Here is a 21,466-nt window from a genome sequence, read left to right as displayed (position 1 = left end):
AAGATTTGGTGGGAGCGGGTGAGCTGCGGGACCTCCGTTGGTTGGGGCGATGAAAGACGGCGGCTTGGAAAGCCGCGCTCCTCATTTCAGGGATCGACGAAGGGGATGAAGAGTTCGTTGGTGGGGAAGGATCGGTCGATCTCGCCGTCGTCCTTGAAGCGGACGAGGACGTACTTGTAGGTCGCGCCGCGGACGGCACCCTGAGTATCCTTCACGTAGACACCGAAGTGACCTTCCTCGGGGTCGTGGAGAAGCTCGAAGAACGGATCGACGATGGTGACGATGGAGATGCCGTCGCGGTCGCCGTCGACAGTGCGGATGCGGTCGATGCGCGGCGAGACTTGGAGGACATCGCCGGATACCTCGGGGAAATACTCGTTGGCCACCTGGTAGCGGTAGAGGACGAAGGGCAGCGCGGTTTCTCCGCCGGAGCTGGTGTAGAGGTTCAGCGTGACGCTCTCGTTGTAGTAGAAGGGATCCTGACGGAAGGCCTGGCCCGCCTCCGAACCGCTGATCGAGACTTGGGCGCCGGTCTGGGCCGTGCTGCCGGTGATCTCGCCGATCTTCACCACCGGGTAGTAGCGATCCTCGGTGCTGTTCTCGACATACTGGGCCTTGACCTCGGAGATGAAGGCGTCGTCGACCGGCGGCAGTGAGCGGGCCGGCCACGGGACGAGCGGACCGACGGCCGCGGGCGACGGCGACCAGGTGAAGGGCTCGGTGTTGGACGGGCCGGAGGTGTCGCCGGCAGGGGAGACGCTTTCGATGTAGAACCGGTAATCAACGCCGCTGGCGATGCTGAAGGTGACCTCGAACTGGTTTGGTTCGGCGGGATCGCCGAAGTTGCCGCCGACGCGACCGGTCTGATAGGCGCGGAAGCCAGCGGCCGCGCCGGCGAAGGAGGAGCTGCTCGGTGCGCGGCCGCTGCCGAGGGTGGGAATGCTCGGAATCGTGGTCGCGGTCGCCGTGAGGCTGGTGATGAGGACGGGCGAAAGGTCGGGCGAGTAGTCGGCCGCGACCGGCGTGTCGCCGGCTTCGATGTAAACCCGGAAGCGTTCGACGCCCTCGGTCTCGCTGAACCAGCGCAGGGTGACCTGCGGGTCGACCTCGGTGCCGGCCTTCTCGGGTCGGGCGAGGATGGGCACGGGCAGATCCACCTTGGCGGTGGTGCGCACGCAACCGAGATCGGCGAGCGGGCTCGGATTGCCGTGTTCATCGAAATACTGGACGAAGTAGCAGACCTGCGACGAGTTGGCCGGCAGCGCCCCGTCCTCAAGCGTGATGTCCACCGCCGGGTCCTCGACCTCGCCCTGGTCGACGAGCAGCAGCGCACCGCCGTCGATGCGCTTGTAGAGCTTGTATTCGCGGGCGTCGTTCGAGGGATCGAAGGTGACCTCGACCGGGTTGGTGTCGCCGGTGGTTTCGTCGATGCTGTCGTGCACCGGATCGTCGCCCACGCTGCCACCGGTGATGGTGGTGGTTTTCTGGACGACGTCGGCAAGGAAGGGCAGTTCGGTGACGACGGTCGGCGAGGGGTCGGGTAGTTGGGCGTCGAGGACGAGATCGTAGTCGATGCGGCCTTGGAGGTCGCGGGCGACGGCGATGAAGCCCTCGTTGTCGCCGCTGAACAGGTCGGCCGGAGCGTCGAGCTTGACCTCGAGAACGTCGTTGCCGGTGGAGAAGAGCTTCTGGCCGATCTTGGTGAGGGAGAAGCCGTTGGGGCTGTTGTCCTGGGCGTAGCGATAGAGGATGGCGCCTTCGATGCGGGGGTCCTGGCGGGTGACGGTGATGCGCAGCTTGTAGGGTCCGGGGCCGGTGTAGGAGGCGGGGTCTTCGCCGGGAAGCGGGTTGCGGGTGTAGGGGTCGTTGTGGGTGACCTCCGGGAAGCTGCGGGTGGCGACGACCGAGGAGGCACCCGCGGCATTGGGTCCGATGCGGTCGCGGAGCACGCCCCAGGCCGGGCTGGAGTTGCCGCTGTAGAGCGGGCCGCAGGCGGTGTTCTTCACGGCCCGCACGGAGTACCAGTAGGTCTTGCCGTCGTCGCCGGTGGTGCGGTAGCCGCCGGGAACGAGTTGCGGGGCACCGGAGCCGTTGTCATCGAAGCTGTAGCGGGTGACCGCGGGATCGTGTGGAATCACGCCCGAGACGCGGTGGTCGGCCGGCACGAAGGGGTGGGCGGCCTGTAGCATTTGGGCCGGGTTTTCCCAACGATAGACGTAGTAGAAGTCGGGAGCGTCGCCGTCGCGCGGCCCCTCCCACGAGACCCGGAGAAAATCGGTGACCGGGGCCGAGCCGTCGTGGATGTGAGCGACGCGGGCGCGGATCGGCGGTTGCGGGCGCTGGCGGTCGCAGATCGTGACCAGGGTGCCGTCGGAGATGGTGCCGGGCCGGCCGAGGATGTCGCGGGCGGCGACGAAGTAGTAAAAGGCATCGCCGTCGTTGAAGGGCGTGGTGGCGTTGTCGAGCATCACGCCGCGGTCGTCGGTGATGAAGGCGGTGTCGGGATCGGCGACGAGGTCGGCGGCTTCGACCGGCGAGAGGTTCGCGATGGGCATCAGCGGGACGCGATTGACGAGCGCGGCCTCGGCGGGGTTCGAGGTCAGTAGGGCGGTCATCGCGGCGGGCGCGGGCGGGGTGGTGTGGTAGCCGGCGCCCTCGGCGAAGGCGCGGTCGAGGCGATAGAGGTTGAAGCCGTAGGTCAGCGCGGTTTTGCGGGCGAGGTCGTCGGGGATCCCCCAGCGGATCTTGGCGTTGAGGTGGCCGCTGGCGCTTTCATCGATCACGTGCACCGGTGGGCCGGGCTCGGGAATGGTAGGCGGATTGTTGAGATCGAGGGTGAAGCGGGCCTCGACGACCGCCTCGTCGCCGCTGGCGCTGCGCAGCTCGAAGGTGGTGACCGGGGTGCTGAGAGGGAAGCTGGCGCCGGTGCCCATGGCGATGCCGACGAAGGGATGGGCTCGGGAGAAGAAAACCAGCCGGCGGAACACGGCGGGGTCGGTTTGCGCAACCTGGAGCACACCGGAGACCTTCATGGCGAGGGACAGATCGTCGGCGGGAAGGAGCGAACCGAAGAGGCCGTCGATGCGTTCTTCGAGCAGGTCGGCGTCGATGAGTGCGTCGGGCAGGCTGTCGAGCAGGGCCTCGAGGACGGCGACGTTGGTCTGGAAGGCCATGCGGCCACGGCGGGTGAAAGGTGCGGTGGCGCCCGGTTGGCCGGGCTTGGCGTAGACCTCGAGCGAGAGATCGCGCAGGGCTTCGAGGTTCTCGGCCTGCCACATGAAATAGGCGTGGTTGGTCGAGGTCGCCGGGTCGTGGTAGGTCGTCGAGGACAGGAAACGCAGGTCGTCCTGGGAGAAGGCGGCCGTGGCGAACACGAGCAGGGTGAGGAGGAGGCGCATGGGAGTGGAAAGTGAAAAGGAGTTGAGGCTGGGCGTGTGAGGTGCGGAGCGTGCTCTCGGGAGGAAGTGAAGGGGCGAGGCGTGCCGAATTCATATTCGGCGCTCCGTTAGAAGTCGTAGGACCACTTGTTGTTCTTGTAGGTGAGCTCGACCTGTTCCTCGAAGCGGGTGCAGAGCTTGCACTTGCCGATCTCGCCGAAGACGCGGCCCTTGCCGAAGAAGGAGTAGTTGTTGCCGGACTTGGAGCCGATGAGGGTGAGGTCACCGCCGACGCCGACGGCGCACAGCGCGCGGCCGGTGGCGCCGACGACCATCTTGCCGCCGTAGGTGTTGCCCTCCTCGAACCAGAACACGCCGGCGCCGGCCTTGGCCGAGAGGTTGAAGAAGCAGCCGGCGTTGACGATGGGGATCTGCGCCTCGCCGTAGGCATAGATGCCGGTGAAGGGCGGGCTGCCCAGGACCTTGGTGACGTCGGGGTCGACCAGTTCCAGCGGGTCGACGGTGCAGGTGCGGCCGAAAAAGACGCCGCCGTCGAGCTGGTAGGACTCGAACTTCAGGCCGACCTGGGCGGCGAGGTAGTTCTCGTCGAGGCCGAACATGGCGGCGGCTCCGAGCGAGGTGATGCCCATGCTTTCGAAGCCAATCTCGCCCTGGGTCATCTCGAATGAGCCGCCGAAGCCGCGCAGCCGGAAGTCGGTGGCGGTGTCGAAGGTGAATTTGGTTTCGACGTCGAAACGCAGGCCGTCGCCGGTCCAGCCGACCGGCACATCGACCGCCCCCATCTTGACCTCGGCGGCGTATTCACCCTCGCCGGCGAAGGAGCACGAGCCGTCGCCGTCGGAGTCGAGCTGGTTGATTTCGACGTAGCCATTGAACTCGAAATCGTCGGGCAGTTTGAGTTGCAGGGCGGCGTCGAGGCGCAGCGTGCGCAACGCGTCGCCGTTGATGTGGGCGTAGCCGTCGATTTCGCCGGCGGCGGAGATGTCGGCGACGTCACCAAGCATGTCGGCCAGCGCGCCGTCGGTCGGCAACGCGTTCTGCAGCAGCCGGGTGATGATGCGGTTGACCTCGCCGAAGGCCGACGAGATGGACTCGTTGATCGCGGCGTCGAGGTCGTAGACGTAGCCCTTGAGCGTGGCCTGGACCGAGGCGATCACGGTCGAGGCGTTGAACTGGTCGCGGATGGCTTCGCGGATGACGGTCTTGATCTCGTCGGCGGTGTATTCCTCGAAGTCGATGTCGCCGAGGAAGCCGTTCACCTCGTCCTTGGCGGCGATGCAGAGAGCGTCGATGTCCCCGGTGGCGGCGAGGATGACGTCGGAGATCTCGGTGTAGAAGGTGCCGGCGTCGCGGATCTGCTGGATGGTGTTGTGGAGCTCGGCGAGGACCTCCTTGATCCGCTCGATGCTCGGGCCGGCGTCATCGAACTGCGCGTTGAGCTCGTCCTCGAGCTGGCCGGCCAGGTCGCCGGCGATGTCGCTGAGCACGGAGGAAAGCGAGGCGGCGATGTCGGGCGCAAGTTCCTCGATCAGCGCCGCGGTGAGAAGTTCGGCGAGATCGTAGCCGTCGCCGTCGGCATCGGCGAAGATGCCCTCGACCAGCACCCCGCCGGCGGTGATCACGGCGTCTTCCGGCACGGTGATTTCTCCGGTGGAAAGAACCACCTCGCCGCCGGAGACCTCGACCCGGCCGATGATGGTGCGGATCGCGATCTGCAGGCGGGCGAGGGCCTGATCGACCTCGTCGATGATGGTGCCGGCCTCGCCGACCGAGCCGTCGATGGCGTAGAGCGCCTGCTGGACGGAATCGACGCGGGTGCAGAGGTAGTCCTCGACCAGCGCCTGGCGGGCCGCGAGGGTGCCGGCACCCTCGGGAATGGCGGCGAGTTCGGCGTGGAGGGTGTCGACGACCGGGTCGACCGAGACCGCGAACAGGCGGTCGTAGAAGTCGTCCATGCGATCATTGAGCAACTCCGCCGAGGCGTCGAGTCCGTCGATCAGCGCATCGGTGACATTCTCCGAAATGGCGGTCTCCACCGCGCTGAGCACGCCGGTGTTTTCGACCAGGTCGATCGAGATGTTGGAAAGGTTGATTTCGGGCACGTCGAGGTCGAGCGAGGCGCCGAAGTCGAGCTCGGCGTTCTCGGCGGATAGGTAGGTCAACTCGTGCTCGGTGGTGAGGACCATCAGGTCGTTCTCGACCGGTGCGCTGGCGCGGAACGAGCGGGTGGTGGTGTCCCAGTCGAGCGGGTAGTCGAAGTTGACCACACCGAGCCAGTTGTGGACGGCGTGGACCCGATAGTCGGCACTGGCGAGGTCGCGGTAGTTCGCCAGCGTGTCGGATGTCGGGTAGGAGCGGTTGTCGGTGTCGAAGGACGAGGCCGTGATGTCGCCGCCGCCGGACGTCCAGCCGCCCATCATGTGGATGGCGTCGGTGGTGTTGCCCTCGGTGGTGCCGGTGTGGAAATGGACCTCGAGGTCCTCGAAGAAGGGCACGTCGAGCAGGCCGGCAAAGGACAGGTCGCCCTGCACCTCCGAGGAGTGCTCGAAGTTCTCGTAGTAGGCGTCGTGGGTCGGGAAGAAGGTGTAGACCTCGTTGCCGGGACCGGCGATCTCGAGGGTGGAGGGCAGGTTGAGCCGGGAGTCGATGCCTTCCAGTCGGCCGTCGGCCTCGGTGATCAGGTTGCCGTCGGGGTGGAAGCCGAGCGAGCCGGCGAGGGCGGGCGCGATGTTCGAGGCGAAGGAGCGGACCCCGACGACCAGGTTGGCCTCCGACGGGTCGCAGTCGGCCCCGATGGCGGGCTGGAAGTGGGCGGAAATCCCGGTGAAGTCGGCGCTCCAGAAATCGAGGTCGTCCTCGAAGGATCCGCCGGGGATCTCGGCGGTGGTCAGGCCGCCGAGGCAGTTGAAGTAGAGCGGGTCGAAGGCGAGCGTGAAGTTCGACGGCGTGGGGACGTCGAGGCTGCCGGCGGTGATCGATTCGTGAACCTCGCTGCCTAGGAAGGACAGGCCGTAGGATGTGAACTGGAACTCGTAGCCGTAGATGAAGACGGGGCCGGTGAAGGGGTTGGTGTCGGGTTCGTGGATGCCGGACACACCGCTCTGGCGGGTGTAGTACTTCGAGCGGGAGGAGAGCGTGTAGGCCGGCGTGGTTTCGCCGCCGAGGACGGAAACCGCGGTCGGCGCCGTGGTTTCGGCGGAGACGCGGTAGTTCATGCCCGGGTAGTCGCCGAGGCCGTCGAGGTAGGCCGCCTGGCCGGGGCGCTCGGGGACGTCGAGGTTGGCGGGGTCGAAGCCGGTGTTGAGCAGCACGCCGGGCCCGTCGTCGTTGATCTGTGTGAAGTCCGCGGCGTCGAGATGGTGCCCGGCCATCAGGAAGCGGCCGTTGAGGAAGATGGTCGAGTCGTGGGCATAAACCGGATTGCCGGAGCCGTCGGGCGAGAGCGCGTCGATGTAGCCCATGACCACGTCGCGGCGGGAGCCGACGTTGATGTAGGTGCCGCCGAGCCCGAGGCCGCCGTCGCGGGTGAAGCCGAAGGCGGCGGTTCCGGGGTCGAGCTTGACGGTGGCGTCGCCGATGGTGCCGCAGGCCTCGGCGCAGTCGCGGGCGTAGGGCATGGAAACGATCGCCGCGCCGGGGAGGGAGGAGGTGGCGGGAACGACGAGATCACCGGCGATCTCGATGCTGCCCTGCGATGACCAGGACAGCTCGGCGTCGAAAGGGAAGTGGGTCGAGAACGAGCCGGGATCGATGGCGAGGGTGGTGGTCATTTCGGCCACGCCGTCGGCGTCGGCGGCCCAGGTCGTGGCGGCGGTCGGAGTCGGGCCGACGTGGTTGTAGTAGAGTTCGTTGGAATGCAGTTCCTTGTCGGCGGCGGGGATCGGGGTCGCGTCGAGGAAGTCCATCTCGAAGCGCCGGACGTAGCGGCAGCGGTCGCTGCCGGGGACAGGCACGCCGCCGGCGAACTCGCCGGTGTCGACGTTCCAGAGGACGTTGAGGCAGGTGATCTCGACCGGTTTTGATTCTTCCCGGAGGTGCCAGACCTCGCCGGGGTTCGGCGAGGGAATGGAGATCGCGGTGGCTTCCGGCCGCAGTTCCTGGGTGAAGTGGCGGGCACCGGTGTCGAGGATGGACTCGAGGACATGGTTGGACGGGGCGGTCGGATCGCCGAGGTAGGCGCCCATGCCCGCGGGGAGGAAAACCTTCACGTTGCCCTGCAGCCCGTTGATGTCGAAGAACATCGCCTCGCGGCGGAAGCGGACGTTGGCGGTGGAGCCGACGTCGGGGTCGTCGGGAGCCGTCACGTCGAGAGCCGTGGCGCTGTCGTAGTAGGCGGTGCCGTCGTCGTAGAGCAGCAGGAAATGCTCGATTCCTCCCCAATCGACCGAGAAGTCGTCGTTATTGAGAACGTGCGACTCGCCGACCTCGACGATGGTGGCGTAGTGGTCGCCGAGGTCGGTGTAGCCGCGGGTGAAGGGGTCGTTCGTGATCGAGGTCAGGACCAGTTCGTCGGTGTCGTTGTTCGCCACGACGCGGCCGTTGTAGTGGAGGAGGGTCGAAGCCGGGCCGGCGTAGGGGCCGTCGTCGGTGACGTAGGGGTCGCCGGGCACCTCCTCGTGGCTCAACGTGCAGCGGACGTAGTAGGTCTTGTTGATGGGATCGAGCTGGACGTCGGGATTGACGTTGAACTCGCGGGTGACGGTGCGGATGGCGGGGGCCTCGATCGTGCCCGAGTTGTCGTGCTGGTCGAGGTTGTAGCCCGGGCCGGTGGTCGTGCCGGCGATGGCGACGACGTTCTGGGTGAAGGCCTCGACCAACTCGTAGGTGATGTGGTGGGGGATGATGTCGGTGGTCGGCGAGGCGGATAGATAGGCGTCGTAGCGGTGGAGCTTGAGCGTGGCCGAGGCGACGAAGCGGTCGTTGGCCGGATCGGTGTCGCAGGCGAAGCGCTTCACCCACTGCACCGAATCGATGTAGGAACGGACGTTGACGGCGGCGTCGGCCGAGGTGGTGTTGGTGAAATGAATGATCCGTTTCCACGCCGTGTCCTCCTGGGCGACCGTGGCGTAGACCAGCGGGGCGGTCTGTTCCTTGAGCAGCAGGCGGACGTAGTAGAGCTTGCCGGACTCAAGCGTGGCGGCCGGCTTGATACGGTCGAAGACGACCCGGCCCGAACTGGCGGTGACCGCAAACGAGGTTCCCTGCACGGAGGCCACCGGGTTGCCGGCGCCGTCGTCGAGCATCACCAGGTTGTCGTTGAAGTCATAGAGCTGGTAGTCGCAGCGGTAATTGGAACTGCCCGGTCCGGTGCTGGTGAAGTTGATGCTCGCCTGGACGGCGATCTCGTCGCGATCGTAGGTGGCCCCGCGTGAGGCGTCGGAATCGATCAGGTAGTCGCCGCTGGTGATCGAGAAGCTGACGATGGTTTCAGTGAAGCTGGCGAGTGCCGGCAGCGAGAGAAGGAGGGACGTGAAGAGAGCGAGGCGTTTCATGCGGAAAAGCAATGATTGACGGCAGTATCACTCCATTTAAGGGGCTTCACGTGGAGGGAGGAAGCCCAAATTGGCCCTTGCGGCGATCGGTCGGTCGCCCGACCGGGATCGCTCAGAGTCGCCGGAGCATCGCGGCGAAGGCTCCGTCGGTGCCGTCGCGCTGGGGCAGGGCCTGGCGAGTGCCGGCTGGCTCAAGCCCCGGGTGACCGGCGAGGAATCGCTCGATCTGCTCCTCGTTCTCCTCGGGCTCGATCGAGCAGGTCGAGTAAACGAGACGCCCCCCGGGCTTGAGGCAGGGAAGGGCCGCTTCGAGAATGTTGCGCTGGATCTTGACCAGCTCGTCGATCTGCTCGGGTTGGAGACGCCAGCGGACATCGACCCGGCGGCGAAGCACTCCAGTGTTGGAGCAGGGCACGTCGAGCAGGATCGCGTCGAAGGCCTGGTGCCACTTTTCGGGGGCGGGTTGCGTCCAGTCGTGGCAGGCCACCTCGGCCGGCCGGATGTGGAGGCGTTCGAGGTTTTCCCGCAGGCGTGGCAGGCGCTTCTCGTTGGAATCGGTGACCGTGAGCGTCTCGCCGGAGCCTTGCGCCGCGGCGATCAGGAAGGCCTTGCCGCCCGGGGCGGCGCAGGCATCGAGAATGTGCTCGCCGGGTTTCGGGTCGAGCAATTCGACGCAGTGCCGGGTGGCCGGATCGGTGATGTAGATCGCGCCATCCTTGAGCAGATCGCGGGGAACGGGGCCTTCGATCTCAAAGTAGCCTTCGAGGCCGGTCGGGATGCCGATTTCATCATCGGCGGTCCGAACGAGTGGATTGACCCGGGCGATGGTCGGAGGTGGGGCGTTGTTGAAGGCCATCAGTTCGATGGCCTTGTCCTTGCCGAAGCGCTTCTTCCACCGGTTGAAGAGCCAGTCGGGATGCGAAAAGGCGACGGCGGGCGGGAGCTCGTCGAGCTCGAGGAGCTTGTTGCGCTGGGCGACGGCGCGCCGGAGCACGGCATTGATCAGCCCTCGCACCGGTGCTTTTCCAAGCTCGACGGTTTCGAAGACGGCGGCGTGATCGGGCAGACGGAGAATCAAGAGCTGGCAGAGCCCGACCCGCAGAATGTCGCGCGTTTCGTGGTCGAGCTTGCCCTTTCGGAGGCGACGGATCCACTCATCGAGCAGGCGGCGGTGCCGCAAGACGCCGAGGACGATGGCATTGAGCAGTCCACGGTCGGCCGCCGAGAGCTCGTTGCGGGACGCGTGGCGCTCGATCAGGCTGTCGGCGTAGGCATGGCCCTTGCCCCAGGCCCGGAGGATGGAGACGGCGGCGCGGCGGGGGGATTTCATTCAAAAAGACTGAAGACGGAAGATGAAAAGACAGAAGACTGGAGATCTCCGGCAAGGACCGACAGTTCACGTCTTCCGTCTTCCGTCTTCAAGTCTTCTGTCTTGAAGTCTTCTGTCTCTCAACTCGCGTCAACCGCGGCGCGACCGATGCACTCGTATTCGAGGCCGGCGGCCTTGGTGTCTGCCGGATCCAGCAGGTTGCGGCCGTCGAAGACGAGCGGCGTGCGCAGGCGCCGGGCGATCTCGGTGAGGTCGGCGTTGGCGTATTGCGGCCATTCGGTGGCAATGACCAGCGCATCGGCATCATCCAGAGCCGCATACATGTCCGGGGTGTAGTCGATCTCACCCTCGAACTCGCCGAACTTCTTGGCCGTGGCGATTGCCTGGGGATCGTTGGCGATGACGCGGGCGCCTTCCTTGAGCATGACCTTGGCCATTCGGATGGCGACCGACTCGCGGACGTCGTCGGTGTTCTGTTTGAAGGCCAGTCCCCAGAGGGCGATTTTCTTGTCGCGGAAGACCCACAGCTTTTCGCGGATCTTGTCGAGGAAGCGGTTCATCTGGTCGGCATTGATGCGCTCGACCTCCTTGAGCAGGTCGAAAGGCTGGCCGAGCGATTCGGAGATGGCGATGAAGGCCTTGATGTCCTTCGGGAAGCAGGAGCCTCCATAGCCGAGGCCGGCGTTGAGGAAGGCCCGACCGATGCGCTTGTCCATGCCGATTCCCTCGGCGACCTTCTCGACGTCGGCGTGCGAGGCCTCGCAGATGTTCGCGACGGCGTTGATGTAGGAAATCTTCAGTGCGAGGAACGAGTTCGCCGCGTGCTTGATGAGTTCGGCCGAATTGATGTCGGTGACCAGCACGGGCGCGACGAAGGGCTCGTAGAGCTTCTGCATCAGGGCCAGCGCCTTCTCGTCGTTCGATCCGATGACGATGCGGTCGGGGTGAAGCAGATCCTCGACGGCGCAGCCTTCGCGCAGGAATTCGGGGTTGGAGACGACGCCGAACTCGACGCCATCCGGGGCGTAGCGCCGGACGGTCTGCTTGACCTTGTCGCCGGTCTTCACCGGCACGGTGGACTTGTCGACGATCACGCGGTAGCCGAGCTCCGGAGTGAGGCACTCGGCAATCTCACGGGCGACCTTCTCGATGAAGGAAAGATCCACCGAGCCGTCCGGCTGGGGCGGGGTCGGCACCGCGATGAAGATGATGTCACCCGACTTGACCCCGTCTTCGGTGGAGGTGGTGAACTTGAGGCGTCCGCTGTCCACGTTGGCCTTCACGAGGTCGGCAAGACCCGGCTCGTAGATCGGAATTTCCCCGCGGAGAAGGGTTTCGATCTTTTCCTGGTTGTTGTCGACGCAGGTGACGTGGTGACCGACCTCCGCAAAGCAGGTGCCGCTGGTAAGCCCGACGTAGCCGGTGCCGATGATGGTGATGTTCATGGACGCTGAGGGGAACGGGGGGGCGTTTAGCAGTGCGGATCCGGCCATTCAAGGCCGGGCCGCCGGGAAGCCCGAGTTTCTGGCGGCGATGCGATCCGGCGGGAAGCGGGCTTCCGCCCTTGCTGCCGGGCCCACGCTTGCTAGGGAAGGGCATGCGCACAATGATCCGTGACCTACTGGATTCCAAGGAGGCTTCCGGCTCGATTCAGGCCGCCGGGTGGGTTCGCACCCGCCGCGACTCGAAAGGCTTCTCCTTTCTCGAGATCAACGATGGCTCCTGCCTCGGCAGCCTGCAGGTGATCGTCGACCAGGGCACGCCGGGCTCGGAGGATCTCTCGAAGATGGCCACGGGGGCCTCGGTCTTGGTGGAGGGTCGCCTGGTCGAGTCGCAGGGCGGGGGCCAGCGATGGGAGGTGCAGGCCTCGGCGGTGACCTTGCTGGGCACGGCGCCCGACGATTTTCCGCTCCAGAAGAAAGGTCACTCGCCGGAGTTCCTGCGCTCGATCGCCCACCTGCGGCCGCGCACCAATCTCTACGGTGCAATGTTCCGCATCCGCAGCCGGATGAGCTTCGCGGTGCACCGTTTTTTCCAGGAACGCGGCTTCCACTACATCCACACGCCCATCATCACCGCCAGCGACTGCGAGGGAGCGGGGGAGATGTTCCGCGTGACGACCCTCGATCCGACCTCGGGAGCGAAGCAGTCGTACGACGACGATTTCTTCGAGAAGCCGACCCACCTCACGGTTTCGGGCCAGCTGGAGGGGGAAACCTTCGCCTGCGCGCTGGGCAGCATCTACACCTTCGGTCCGACCTTCCGGGCGGAGAATTCCAACACCTCGCGCCATGCCGCGGAGTTCTGGATGATCGAGCCCGAGATGGCCTTCTGCGATCTCGAGGGCGACATGGACCTCGCCGAGGAGATGGTGAAGTGTCTGGTGACCGAGGCGCTGGAGAATCAGGACGGCGACCTGTCGATCTTCGAGAAGTTCATCGACAAGGGTTTGCGCCAGCGGCTCGAGTTCGTGGCGTCGAATCCCTTCGAGCGACTCGCCTACACCGACGCGGTGGAGATCCTCGGCAAGTCGGGGGTGAAGTTCGATTATCCGGTCGAGTACGGCCAGAACCTCCAGAGCGAGCACGAGCGCTGGCTGACCGAGGAGCACTTCAAGCGTCCGGTCACGGTTTACGACTACCCGAAGGAGATCAAACCCTTCTACATGCGGCTCAACGACGACGGGAAGACCGTGACTGCGATGGACCTGCTGGTGCCTGGGATCGGGGAGATTGTCGGCGGCAGCCAGCGCGAGGAGCGCCTCGAGGTGCTGCGCGCGAACATGCAGCGCCACGGTCTCTCGGAGAAAGAATACGGCTGGTACGTCGACACCCGTAAATTCGGCACCGTGCCGCACGCGGGTTTCGGCATGGGCTTCGAGCGCCTGCTGATGTTCGTCACCGGCATGCAGAACATACGGGATGTCATTCCCTTCGCCCGCACGCCGGGGCACTGTGAGTTTTGAACGGGGTCAATCCTCCGGAAACACCGGGAAGCGGGCGGCGGGATTCAGCACCTCGGGGGCGATGGTGGTGAAGGAGCGATCGCTTCCGATCCGGTATTCGCCCACGGCGATGGGCACGACCACGAGCCGGACGAGGGGCGTATCTCCTCCTTCGCTCCGGCCGACGTGCAGGAGCATCGCGCAGTTGGGAACCTTGGAGACTTCAAGGCGGTCGCCGGGGTTGAACCAGCCGGAAGCGACCGTGTTGCGGGTGGGAAAGAGGTAGTCGATGGTGACCGGCCATGGGGCGGCTTCGCTGAACTCATCCGGGCGCACCATCGCTCGGGCCCTCACGGCGAAGCCGGGCGCGAAGAGGTCGTCGGCGTCGAGTTCCCGGACCATCGTGATCTCGAAGTCGCCTTCGACGTACTGGATGAGTCCGGGCTCCTCGAGTCCGGTGAGATAGTTGCGCATCAGCGCCCGGTTGAGCCGCGAGGTGGCCGCGTCCCCGAGCTCGGCGTAGCGGCGGTAGAGGGCCCGCGGGTCGGCCGCCTCGCCGGGCGGTGCCTGCTGCAGGGTGAAGGCCACGGCCGGCTCGGTCCGCCCGAGCTTGCGGATCAGGTCGTAGTTGCGGGGGATTTCGGGATGCCCGAAGACATGGAGACAGAGAACCCAGCTGAGAATGGCCGCGCAAGCGGCGAGGACGTTGGCGAGGGTCCACCAGTAGTAGTGGCCCCGGCGCTTTCTCCGGACTGGAGCTTCTTTGGGCATCAGTTCTTTCCGCAGTCCTCGACCTCGGAGGGGTCGGGCGCCGGCTCGTCTTCGGTTTCAAAGGAAGTGCCGCAGCCGCAGGATCGCGATGCCTGGGGGTTGCGAATGCGGAAGCCGGCGTCGGAGAGGGAATCGACGTAGTCGACCACGCAGTCGTTGAGTTTTTCGAGGCTGTCGGCCGCGACGATGAGGCGGCCACCCTCGGTCTCGGAGACCTGGTCGCCTTCGCCGGGTTCCGCGATTTTCATCTCATACTGCCAGCCGGCACAGCCGCCGCGGGTGACGGCGAGTCGGAGTCCGGCCTCGGGGCCGGCATTCTTGCTCTGGAGCAGCGTGCGCAGGGCTTCGGTGGCGGGTTCACTGATGCGGATCATGGCGGGAGACTGATACGGTCGGATGCCCGCCGGTGAAAGCGGAAAGCGGAAGGCGGAAGGCGGAAGGCGGAAGGCGGAAGGCGGAAGGCGGAAAGCGGAAGGCGGAAGGCGGAAGGCGGAAGGCGGAAGGCGGAAGGCGGAAGGCGGAAGGCGGAAGGCGGAAGGCGGAATGTTGGTGACCCACCCCCGGGACCGCCCGAACTCCGAACTCTCAACTTGGAACTTGGAACTTGGAACTTGGAACTCTCCACTACAGGCGTGCCCGTGATCCGGATTCTGCCCGACGTTCTGGCCAGCCAGGTGGCGGCCGGCGAGGTGGTGGAACGCCCGTCCAGCGTGATCAAGGAACTCGTGGAGAACAGCCTCGATGCCGGTGCGGGTGAAGTGCTGGTCGAGATCCGGCGGGGTGGCGCGGCGCTGATGCGGGTGAGCGACGACGGCTGCGGGATGTCGCGGGAGGATGCGCTTCTCTCCCTCGAGCGCCACGCGACCAGCAAGCTCGCGGAGGCGGCCGACCTGCACCGGATCCAGACGCTCGGCTTTCGTGGCGAGGCGGTGCCGAGCATCGCCAGCGTGTCGCGGTTCCGGATGGTGACCCGGCCGCGGGGTGATCTGGCCGGAACCGAGATCCGGTTGGACGGTGGAGCGGAGGCGCAGGTCCGCGAGGCGGGGTGCGCCGAGGGAACGATGATCGAGGTTCGCGACTTGTTCTTCAACGTGCCGGCCCGGCGGAAGTTCCTCCGGACCGAGACCACGGAGTCGGCACACATCGAGCACCAACTCAGGCTTCACGCGCTCGCGGCCGACGGGGTGCGCTTCCGGTTTCTGAAGGATGAGCGACAGGTTTTCGAGCTTCCGGCCGGGCGTTCGCGCAGGGACCGGGTGCGCTGGGCGGTGGGGACATCGCTGGCCGGTGAGCTGATCGACCTGCCCGAGCAACGCGGACGCGGGCTGCGGGTGTCGGGATTCGTGCTGCCGGCCCGCCATGCGCGGAAGGGCAGGCGACACCAGTGCGTGTTCCTGAACGGGAGGCCGGTGGAGGACCCGGCGATCTCCCGGGGACTTGCCGAGGGATTCCGTGGAGCGGTGAATGACGGCCTGCATCCGGCAGCTTGGCTGTGGATCGAACTCGACCCGAAACTGGTCGACGTCAACGTCCACCCGGCCAAGCGGGAGATCCGGCTGCATCGTCCGCACGACCTCCGCGAAGCCGTCGCCGAGTCGGTGCGCCGGGGCCTGGCGGCGATCGAACGCCCGAGGCAGGAACCTGCGCCTTCCAAGCCTCTGGCGGCATCTTCTCCATCGTTTGTCGCGCGTCCCGTCGCTGCCATCGAGCGGCCCCTGCCATTGGAGGCTCCGGCGGCTGAGGAGACCGCGAAACCCGGGCCGAGGGCACCCCGTTTCCGGCAAATCGGCGAGCTGCTGGGTCGTTTCGCGCTGATGGAATCCGAGGACGGACTGGTCATGCTCGATCCACGGGCGGCGCGGGAGCGCATCCTCTATGAAAGATGGCTGGCGGCGGGCACCGAGGGCGTGGCCACCCAGGCGCTGCTCGTTCCGCGGGTGATCGAGCCGGGCCCCCGGGAGGTCGATCTTCTGCTGCGCCACCGCGAGCTTTTCGATGCCGCCGGTTTCGAGATCGAGGATTTTGGAAACGGCAGCATCCGCTTGGGGGCGACTCCGGCCTTTCTGCACGACGAGGATCCGGCGTCCTTGCTGTTGGAGGTGGTCGACGACCTCGCCGAGGGCGCGAGCGGCTCGTCGCGGTTCGCCTCGGAAAAGGTGGCGGCGGTCCTTGCCCGCCGGGCGGCACGCCGGGAATCTCCCGGGCCGCATGAGGCCCCGGCCCTGCTCGAGCAACTCTTCGCCTGCGACTTGCCCTACTGCGCGGCGGATGGCCGACCGACCCTGAGCGAGTTTTCCCTGAGTGAACTGGAGAAACGGTTTTCGCGCTGAGGGGTGGGGAATCCGCATTTTCTCAAAAAAGTGTGAGATCCACCGGGTCGGTGCGGTCGGCGAGAAATTTTCGGCGGATTCTGTTTGGAAAGGTTTTTGGTTTGAGTTTCTAAAATTTTTATTGAGCCCTCCCGCCGGATCTGGTTGAATGCAGCAAGCAATGAGGGGGTCTTTCCGGGCGGGCGGCCGTGATTCCTCGGTCGAAGCCCGGAAATCCTTGAGTTTGCAAGGATCTCGCTGGTTTTTCGGCTTCGGGGTCTGCCTGAAAATTCGCGGGAATTTGCGGAAGAGCCCGATTTGACGGGCGTCCAGCCTTGAGAGCGACCCCTTAGACCGCTTGAAATTCAAAGCGTTCAAATTTTTATCAGAAACTTCTTGTTTAGATTTCTGAATCAAACATACTCGATCACGTAGGTCACACGATCTGCGAAGTTTTTGTAAAACTGTGAGTGCTTCCGTTCCAGCTTCGGCCCTTGCCCTGATCCTGTCCATCGGACAGTTGGCGGCATCGATGTCGATCGAGGACCGGCTGTCGGAGCGTCATGAGGCCCTGCTCGAAGACCGGCGTGAGGCCTTCCCTTCCTTGAGTGATCCATTCGGGGTTCCGCAGGCCGCCAAGGTCGTCTTGGAAAACGACAACGAGATCTATCGTCGCGCCGCCGCCTGGCGCGGCAACGTGGTGGCCACCATCTTCTGGGTGGGCGAGCAGCCCACGGAAAACAATCCCACACCGAACGATGTCAGCGCCTGGGATCCCAACTGGGAGTCGAACTTCGGAGGCTACGACGACCCCAAGCGCCGCGACGGATTCCTGCCGGCCGGTTTCGTTCCCCGCTTGAATCCCTTCTACATCGCGCTGCCCTACAACGACATCGGCTCGGACTGGCGTCACAAGCCCGAGGCCTCGGAAGTGATCCCGTGGTTCTGGCGCGACTATCGCGGCGACGGCGTGTCGGTCTGCAAGGGGCGCTGGATCGCGATCCACCTCGACGGCCGCGTCTGCTACGCGCAGTGGGAGGATGTCGGCCCCTTCGACACCGACCACTGGGAGTACGTCTTCCGAGGTGCCGAGCCGCGCGACAACCGCAACGGCGGTGCCGGCATCGATCTCAGCCCGGCCGTGCGCGACTACCTGCAACTGAAGAGCGGCGAGCGCGTCCAGTGGCGTTTCGTCGAGTCCCATGACGTGCCGCCCGGTCCGTGGAAGGACTGGCGCCCGTGATTTTCACCCTGACTGCTGTTCAACCACCAACCCTTACACCCGCCCACTACTGATCCAACCGATCCCACACCCATAGCGAAGATGTCCGGAAGCTCGCAGTCCCGAGCGGTGTTTCCGGCGGTCCGGAGAGAGGTTCTGTCCCGAACCGGCAGAGCGAGTTCCACAGCCAGGAAAGCTCTCTGCCTTTATCTCCTCCGGACCGTCTTCCCGGGCGATCCGTCCCGATCGCCCGACCCGTGAAGCGCTTCGCTTCCCAATCCCACACCCAAACCAGCCATGAAAACCAGCCAACGCGTCGCGGTGTCCGCGACCCTTGTCACCCTTGCGGTCATCGCGATCGAACCCTGCGCCGCCAAGCGCAAGAGCGACACGGACGACGGCAACCACAAGAGCAACCCGAAAACCGCGAAGCTTTATCCCGAGATGCCCTCGGGTTGGCTGACCGCCTTCCCCGTCATGGTCCAGACCGGAACCCACCCAACCCTGACCTGGGGGATCAACTATCCCTCGATCGTCGAAGATTATGTGACGATCGAGGAGCCGGCGACGATCCAGGCGGACGAGGACATCGAGTGCGAGATCCGCATCCTCGGTGCCGGCGTGACCGTCACCCGCTCGAACCAGGCCGGATTCGAGTTCGTTCCGACCGAGGCATGGATGTACATCGACGGCTGGGATCGTCTGTTCTGGGGCACCAACCTCGACGTCAACCCGAATCAGGTCGTCGAGTCCTTCACGCTCAGGAAGAATGAAGAGCTGAAGTTCGGCGGGCGCTACTATTACAACGGGTGGGGGCCGTTTTTCTGGTCCGACAGCGGCGGCGACAACGTGCGGACGCTGGTCAATGGCGACATCCCGCCGGACAAGGTTCCCGACTACGGCGCGCCGTCGCTGGAGAGTTTCCTCCAGCCCTACCTGCGGCCGGACGGACGGGTGAACATCGGTCCGATGGACGTTATCGTGTTCATGGAATTGACGCACTACGACTCCCAGAAGTCGGACCCCGGCTACGACCTGCAGGACATGGTCATCCTGTGCACCTTCAAGTCCAAGGCCCGGACCAACAACGGACACGGAAACAACATCGACGGGATCGACTCGAGCAACCCGGGCAGCGCGCCCTTCATCAACCTCGACACCGACCCCAATGTTGATGACGAGGGCTCCGGCGGCGGCGCGGCACCGAGCAATCCGTGAAATCCCGGGACCTGACCACCATCATGAAAGCAATCATCAGACATGCCTGCCTGATCGCCGGGTGCATCTCGATCGCGGGAGCCGCGGAGAAGGACAAGCCGGTTTACCGGGATGCGGCCACGCATGATCAACTCGCGCTCGAGTTGCGGAAGATGCAGAACCGCGATCCGATGAAAAACCGGGAGGCGGTGACGGGTGAGGATCCCTCGAAGGTCAACCGCCCCGTCGATCTGCTGGAGCAGTCCGACATCATCAGCTTCGGAGGCTTCGCCACCTTGGTGCCGAAGCGGGCGATTCTTTCGGTGCCGGACAACTACCGGCGCTACATGACGCTCGATCCCAAGGCCCGCATCATCGGCTGGGCCGACTTCTTGTCCCGCAACCGGGGGTGGATTTCCACCATCGAGGTGAGCCGGATCGAGGCCGAGGGCAACAAGCCGCTACCCGAGGAAACCAGCGAGCAGATTGCGAAAAGCTCCAATCTCATCGTCGCCACCCACCGGGGCGGGCCGATCTCGGTGCTGCCCCTCAAACAACCCGAGGAACCTTCCATCGCCGACCAGGAACAGCCATGAAAACGCATCATTCACTCTCCCTTCTGCTCTTGTTGCTCGGCACCGCGTCGGATGTCCGTGGCCAGGCCGAGGACTACTTCACCAATTTCCTGCGCCAGGTCCAGTTGCCCAGCGGCGTGGTTTGGGACGTTACGATCGACCCGGCCGGCGAGCAGTTTTCCCCGCTCCCGATCGATCCCGGCGGTGCCCGATTCGAGCTCTGGACGATCCAGAACGACCCGCTGCAGGTCTATCTGCTCGATACCAGGTATGTCGGCACCTACGTCCCGGTGGCGAACGTGATGATCCGCACCGGTGACTCCTACCAGTACACCGGAGGAATTCCCCGCACCCGGGCCGACCAGCCCTTCATCGTGGATGTGGAGGTTTCCGGCCTGCTCAACGGCGAGGACGATCCCGTCGCGTCGAAGAGCGTGAACCTGCTCCGGCACGTGCAGTCCTACGGCGAGGGCGGGACCGGCGAGAACATCGACCGCACCCAGGCGACCCTCTTCCATCAGGTCTCGCTGGTGGACAACGCGATCCACCGGCTGAGCTACACGGTGAGTTCGATCCCCGGGCCCGACCGGTCCAAGGTGCGGGGCGAGGAGCGGTTCTCGGTCTTCTCACTGGACGATTACCAGGCCCCGGCTTCACAGCTTGCATCGATGTTCGTGCAGATCTGGCCGGTGGCGGATGGCGCGATCAGCGGGATCGAGGAGGGTGACAAGCTGCGGTTCAGCACGCCGAACCTGACCATCACCCTCAACGACCTTTATCCCGACTCGCGGACTTATGTGCAGATCTACCCCGGGGGACCGTCACTGGGCACCGAGGGAACGGTCATTCCCGGCTCGGGCTACGTGGTTTACGACTCGGTGCCGCACGACAAGACGCTCGTGATCGACGACTGGGGCAACATCATCACCGCCAGCGGCGACTACACGATGGAACTGCTGACGGCGACGCCCTTCGGCGTCGACCGGCTCGACTACGTCACCTTCAACATCAACCGCGACATCGAGGTCAACGGCAGCGTGACCACCGTCGAGTAATCCCAATCCCATGATGAAAATCCGGCCGTCATTCCCCCAGGGATGGTCCGCCGGAAGGGCGGGCCGCATTTTCGAGCCTTATCCGAAGGTTGTCGTTGCGGTAGATCACCGAGAAGGTGGCGCGGCGGGATTTTCGCAGCAGGTCTTCGATTTCGGTGAAGGCCATGAGGAGGAACAGCCCCCTCACGGGCTCGCGATGGAAGGAGAGGGTACGGGTGGAGAAGTTGTCCTCGACGCTCCGCTCCTGCTGGTTCGCGGAGAGATTTCCGTGTTCCTTTCCCAGCTCGCGTTTCAGCCGGTTGAAGTCGGCTTCGACCGTCTCGGCCTTGTCGCCGGGCATGCCGTAGTGGACGGTGACCTCGATCAGCCGTCCGTCGTGGAAGCGCGCCTCGACCGCGCGGGCGGGAGAGTCGGGCAGCGGGGCTCCCTTGCGGTCGATCCGGAAAATCCGGATCGCGGGAGCCTTTGCGGGAAGGTCGATGTGGATGTCGAGCTTGTGCCGGTCGGCCCAGGTGAGGAGCCGTTCGGGCGAGTCGCCCCACTTCAATCCGAACGGGGGCTCCAGCACGGCCTGACCGGCGAGCGGAGAAGCCAGCAGGAGCCACAGCAGAAGCAGGGCTTTGGACATGCGGGCAACATGCCTGCAAATCGACGGCGAAACAAGCGTCGCCGCGGCTGGGTGATGATGGAGGCGGCGTATGCGCTGAGTTTCCTGACGGCGCTGTCGCTGGTGCTGCTGAAGCTGTCGATCAACATCACCGCGCCCCGGCAGTGGACGTTGCAGCAGACGGTGACCGACGCCTACCTGACCTACGAGAAGGCCCTGGCCCAACGCCTTCCCTTCGCCGACCTGCTGGACGAAGACTCCCCTTGGCCGGCCTACCCGGACAAAAGCGAGCTGATGGTCTCGCTGGGCAAGCTGCCGGGGGGGGCTCCGGTCGAGGGGCGGGTGATCCGCACCCGGGTCCCCAACTCGGACAACTTTCCCGTGGATGGTGGCAGCGGAACGACGGCGGACAACCCGGCGGGAATGAGGGTGTGGAACTTTCAGAGCCTGCTGGTCTACGAGATCGGCGGCCGTGACTACGTGAAGAGCCGGACGGTGGTGAGATCGCAATGAGGAACCACGCACCAGACGGAACACGGAAAGGGCGGGGTGGCTACACCCTGCTG

General features: G+C 65.2%; 14 protein-coding genes. 7 read left to right on the top strand and 7 right to left on the bottom strand.

Annotated elements, in window-relative coordinates; translation table 11 throughout:
- Positions 1–86 precede the first annotated feature (86 nt).
- The 4 genes from ACG2LG_RS06620 to ACG2LG_RS06605 all read right to left on the bottom strand — a co-directional run bounded on the left by ACG2LG_RS06620 (position 87) and on the right by ACG2LG_RS06605 (position 11,665).
- Positions 87–3,398, bottom strand: coding sequence for a hypothetical protein (locus ACG2LG_RS06620; RefSeq protein WP_396257442.1), 3,312 nt, complete (start codon positions 3,396–3,398; stop codon positions 87–89).
- A 107-nt stretch (positions 3,399–3,505) separates the two neighbouring features.
- Positions 3,506–8,890 (bottom strand): hypothetical protein, encoded by a 5,385-nt coding sequence (locus ACG2LG_RS06615; protein ID WP_396257440.1) that lies wholly within the window; start codon positions 8,888–8,890, stop codon positions 3,506–3,508.
- A gap of 112 nt (positions 8,891–9,002) precedes the next feature.
- Complete coding sequence (gene rsmB, locus ACG2LG_RS06610) at positions 9,003–10,220, bottom strand: 16S rRNA (cytosine(967)-C(5))-methyltransferase RsmB (RefSeq protein WP_396257439.1); 1,218 nt, start codon at positions 10,218–10,220, stop codon at positions 9,003–9,005.
- A 119-nt stretch (positions 10,221–10,339) separates the two neighbouring features.
- The gene (locus ACG2LG_RS06605) at positions 10,340–11,665 is read right to left on the bottom strand and encodes a UDP-glucose dehydrogenase family protein (protein ID WP_396257438.1); all 1,326 of its coding nucleotides are present in this window, start codon (positions 11,663–11,665) and stop codon (positions 10,340–10,342) included.
- A 152-nt stretch (positions 11,666–11,817) separates the two neighbouring features.
- Between ACG2LG_RS06605 and asnS the strand changes: the two genes are divergently transcribed.
- Positions 11,818–13,185 carry an asparagine--tRNA ligase gene (gene asnS / locus ACG2LG_RS06600; RefSeq protein WP_396257436.1) on the top strand — a complete coding sequence of 456 codons (1,368 nt, stop codon included), beginning with the start codon at positions 11,818–11,820 and terminating at the stop codon, positions 13,183–13,185.
- Positions 13,186–13,191: 6 nt separating this feature from the next.
- On the opposite strand, the gene ACG2LG_RS06595 is transcribed toward asnS, so the two are convergent.
- On the bottom strand, positions 13,192–13,935 hold the full coding sequence (locus ACG2LG_RS06595) for a hypothetical protein (protein WP_396257435.1): 744 nt from the start codon (positions 13,933–13,935) through the stop codon (positions 13,192–13,194).
- On the bottom strand, positions 13,935–14,309 hold the full coding sequence (locus ACG2LG_RS06590) for a HesB/IscA family protein (protein WP_396257433.1): 375 nt from the start codon (positions 14,307–14,309) through the stop codon (positions 13,935–13,937). Before ACG2LG_RS06590 ends, ACG2LG_RS06595 begins: the two co-directional genes overlap by 1 nt.
- Positions 14,310–14,546: 237 nt before the next feature.
- Between ACG2LG_RS06590 and mutL the strand changes: the two genes are divergently transcribed.
- The 5 genes from mutL to ACG2LG_RS06565 all read left to right on the top strand — a co-directional run bounded on the left by mutL (position 14,547) and on the right by ACG2LG_RS06565 (position 20,293).
- On the top strand, positions 14,547–16,265 hold the full coding sequence (mutL, locus tag ACG2LG_RS06585; protein WP_396257431.1) for a DNA mismatch repair endonuclease MutL: 1,719 nt from the start codon (positions 14,547–14,549) through the stop codon (positions 16,263–16,265).
- 445 nt (positions 16,266–16,710) lie between these two features.
- Complete coding sequence (locus tag ACG2LG_RS06580) at positions 16,711–17,487, top strand: hypothetical protein (protein WP_396257430.1); 777 nt, start codon at positions 16,711–16,713, stop codon at positions 17,485–17,487.
- A 276-nt stretch (positions 17,488–17,763) separates the two neighbouring features.
- Entirely contained in the window at positions 17,764–18,684 is a 921-nt protein-coding gene (locus ACG2LG_RS06575; RefSeq protein ID WP_396257428.1) for a hypothetical protein, read from the top strand.
- A 23-nt stretch (positions 18,685–18,707) separates the two neighbouring features.
- Entirely contained in the window at positions 18,708–19,259 is a 552-nt protein-coding gene (locus ACG2LG_RS06570; protein WP_396257427.1) for a hypothetical protein, read from the top strand.
- Entirely contained in the window at positions 19,256–20,293 is a 1,038-nt protein-coding gene (locus ACG2LG_RS06565; RefSeq protein ID WP_396257426.1) for a hypothetical protein, read from the top strand. Before ACG2LG_RS06570 ends, ACG2LG_RS06565 begins: the two co-directional genes overlap by 4 nt.
- A gap of 28 nt (positions 20,294–20,321) precedes the next feature.
- Here ACG2LG_RS06565 and ACG2LG_RS06560 read toward each other — a convergent pair whose 3' ends face one another.
- A complete protein-coding gene (locus ACG2LG_RS06560; protein ID WP_396257424.1) occupies positions 20,322–20,921 on the bottom strand; it encodes a hypothetical protein in 600 nt (199 codons plus the stop codon).
- Between the two features lie 9 nt (positions 20,922–20,930).
- Between ACG2LG_RS06560 and ACG2LG_RS06555 the strand changes: the two genes are divergently transcribed.
- Positions 20,931–21,413: a hypothetical protein gene (locus ACG2LG_RS06555; protein ID WP_396257423.1), complete on the top strand. Its 483-nt coding sequence runs from the start codon at positions 20,931–20,933 to the stop codon at positions 21,411–21,413.
- The last annotated feature ends 53 nt before the right edge of the window (positions 21,414–21,466 follow it).

The organism is Haloferula sp. A504 (genome assembly GCF_044385805.1).
Lineage (GTDB): Bacteria > Verrucomicrobiota > Verrucomicrobiia > Verrucomicrobiales > Akkermansiaceae > Haloferula.
The sequence above is the reverse complement of the archived record's forward strand: the minus strand, read 5'-3'. Positions and strand labels throughout refer to the sequence as shown.

Bases quoted from the DNA above. Each gene is read 5' to 3' on its own strand.
- ACG2LG_RS06620 (WP_396257442.1), bottom strand. From the start codon at position 3,398: ATGCGCCTCCTCCTCACCCTGCTCGTGTTCGCCACGGCCGCCTTCTCC.
- ACG2LG_RS06615 (WP_396257440.1), bottom strand. From the start codon at position 8,890: ATGAAACGCCTCGCTCTCTTCACGTCCCTCCTTCTCTCGCTGCCGGCA.
- rsmB (WP_396257439.1), bottom strand. From the start codon at position 10,220: ATGAAATCCCCCCGCCGCGCCGCCGTCTCCATCCTCCGGGCCTGGGGC.
- ACG2LG_RS06605 (WP_396257438.1), bottom strand. From the start codon at position 11,665: ATGAACATCACCATCATCGGCACCGGCTACGTCGGGCTTACCAGCGGC.
- asnS (WP_396257436.1), top strand. From the start codon at position 11,818: ATGCGCACAATGATCCGTGACCTACTGGATTCCAAGGAGGCTTCCGGC.
- ACG2LG_RS06595 (WP_396257435.1), bottom strand. From the start codon at position 13,935: ATGCCCAAAGAAGCTCCAGTCCGGAGAAAGCGCCGGGGCCACTACTAC.
- ACG2LG_RS06590 (WP_396257433.1), bottom strand. From the start codon at position 14,309: ATGATCCGCATCAGTGAACCCGCCACCGAAGCCCTGCGCACGCTGCTC.
- ACG2LG_RS06575 (WP_396257428.1), top strand. From the start codon at position 17,764: ATGAAAACCAGCCAACGCGTCGCGGTGTCCGCGACCCTTGTCACCCTT.
- ACG2LG_RS06570 (WP_396257427.1), top strand. From the start codon at position 18,708: ATGAAAGCAATCATCAGACATGCCTGCCTGATCGCCGGGTGCATCTCG.
- ACG2LG_RS06565 (WP_396257426.1), top strand. From the start codon at position 19,256: ATGAAAACGCATCATTCACTCTCCCTTCTGCTCTTGTTGCTCGGCACC.
- ACG2LG_RS06560 (WP_396257424.1), bottom strand. From the start codon at position 20,921: ATGTCCAAAGCCCTGCTTCTGCTGTGGCTCCTGCTGGCTTCTCCGCTC.
- ACG2LG_RS06555 (WP_396257423.1), top strand. From the start codon at position 20,931: ATGCCTGCAAATCGACGGCGAAACAAGCGTCGCCGCGGCTGGGTGATG.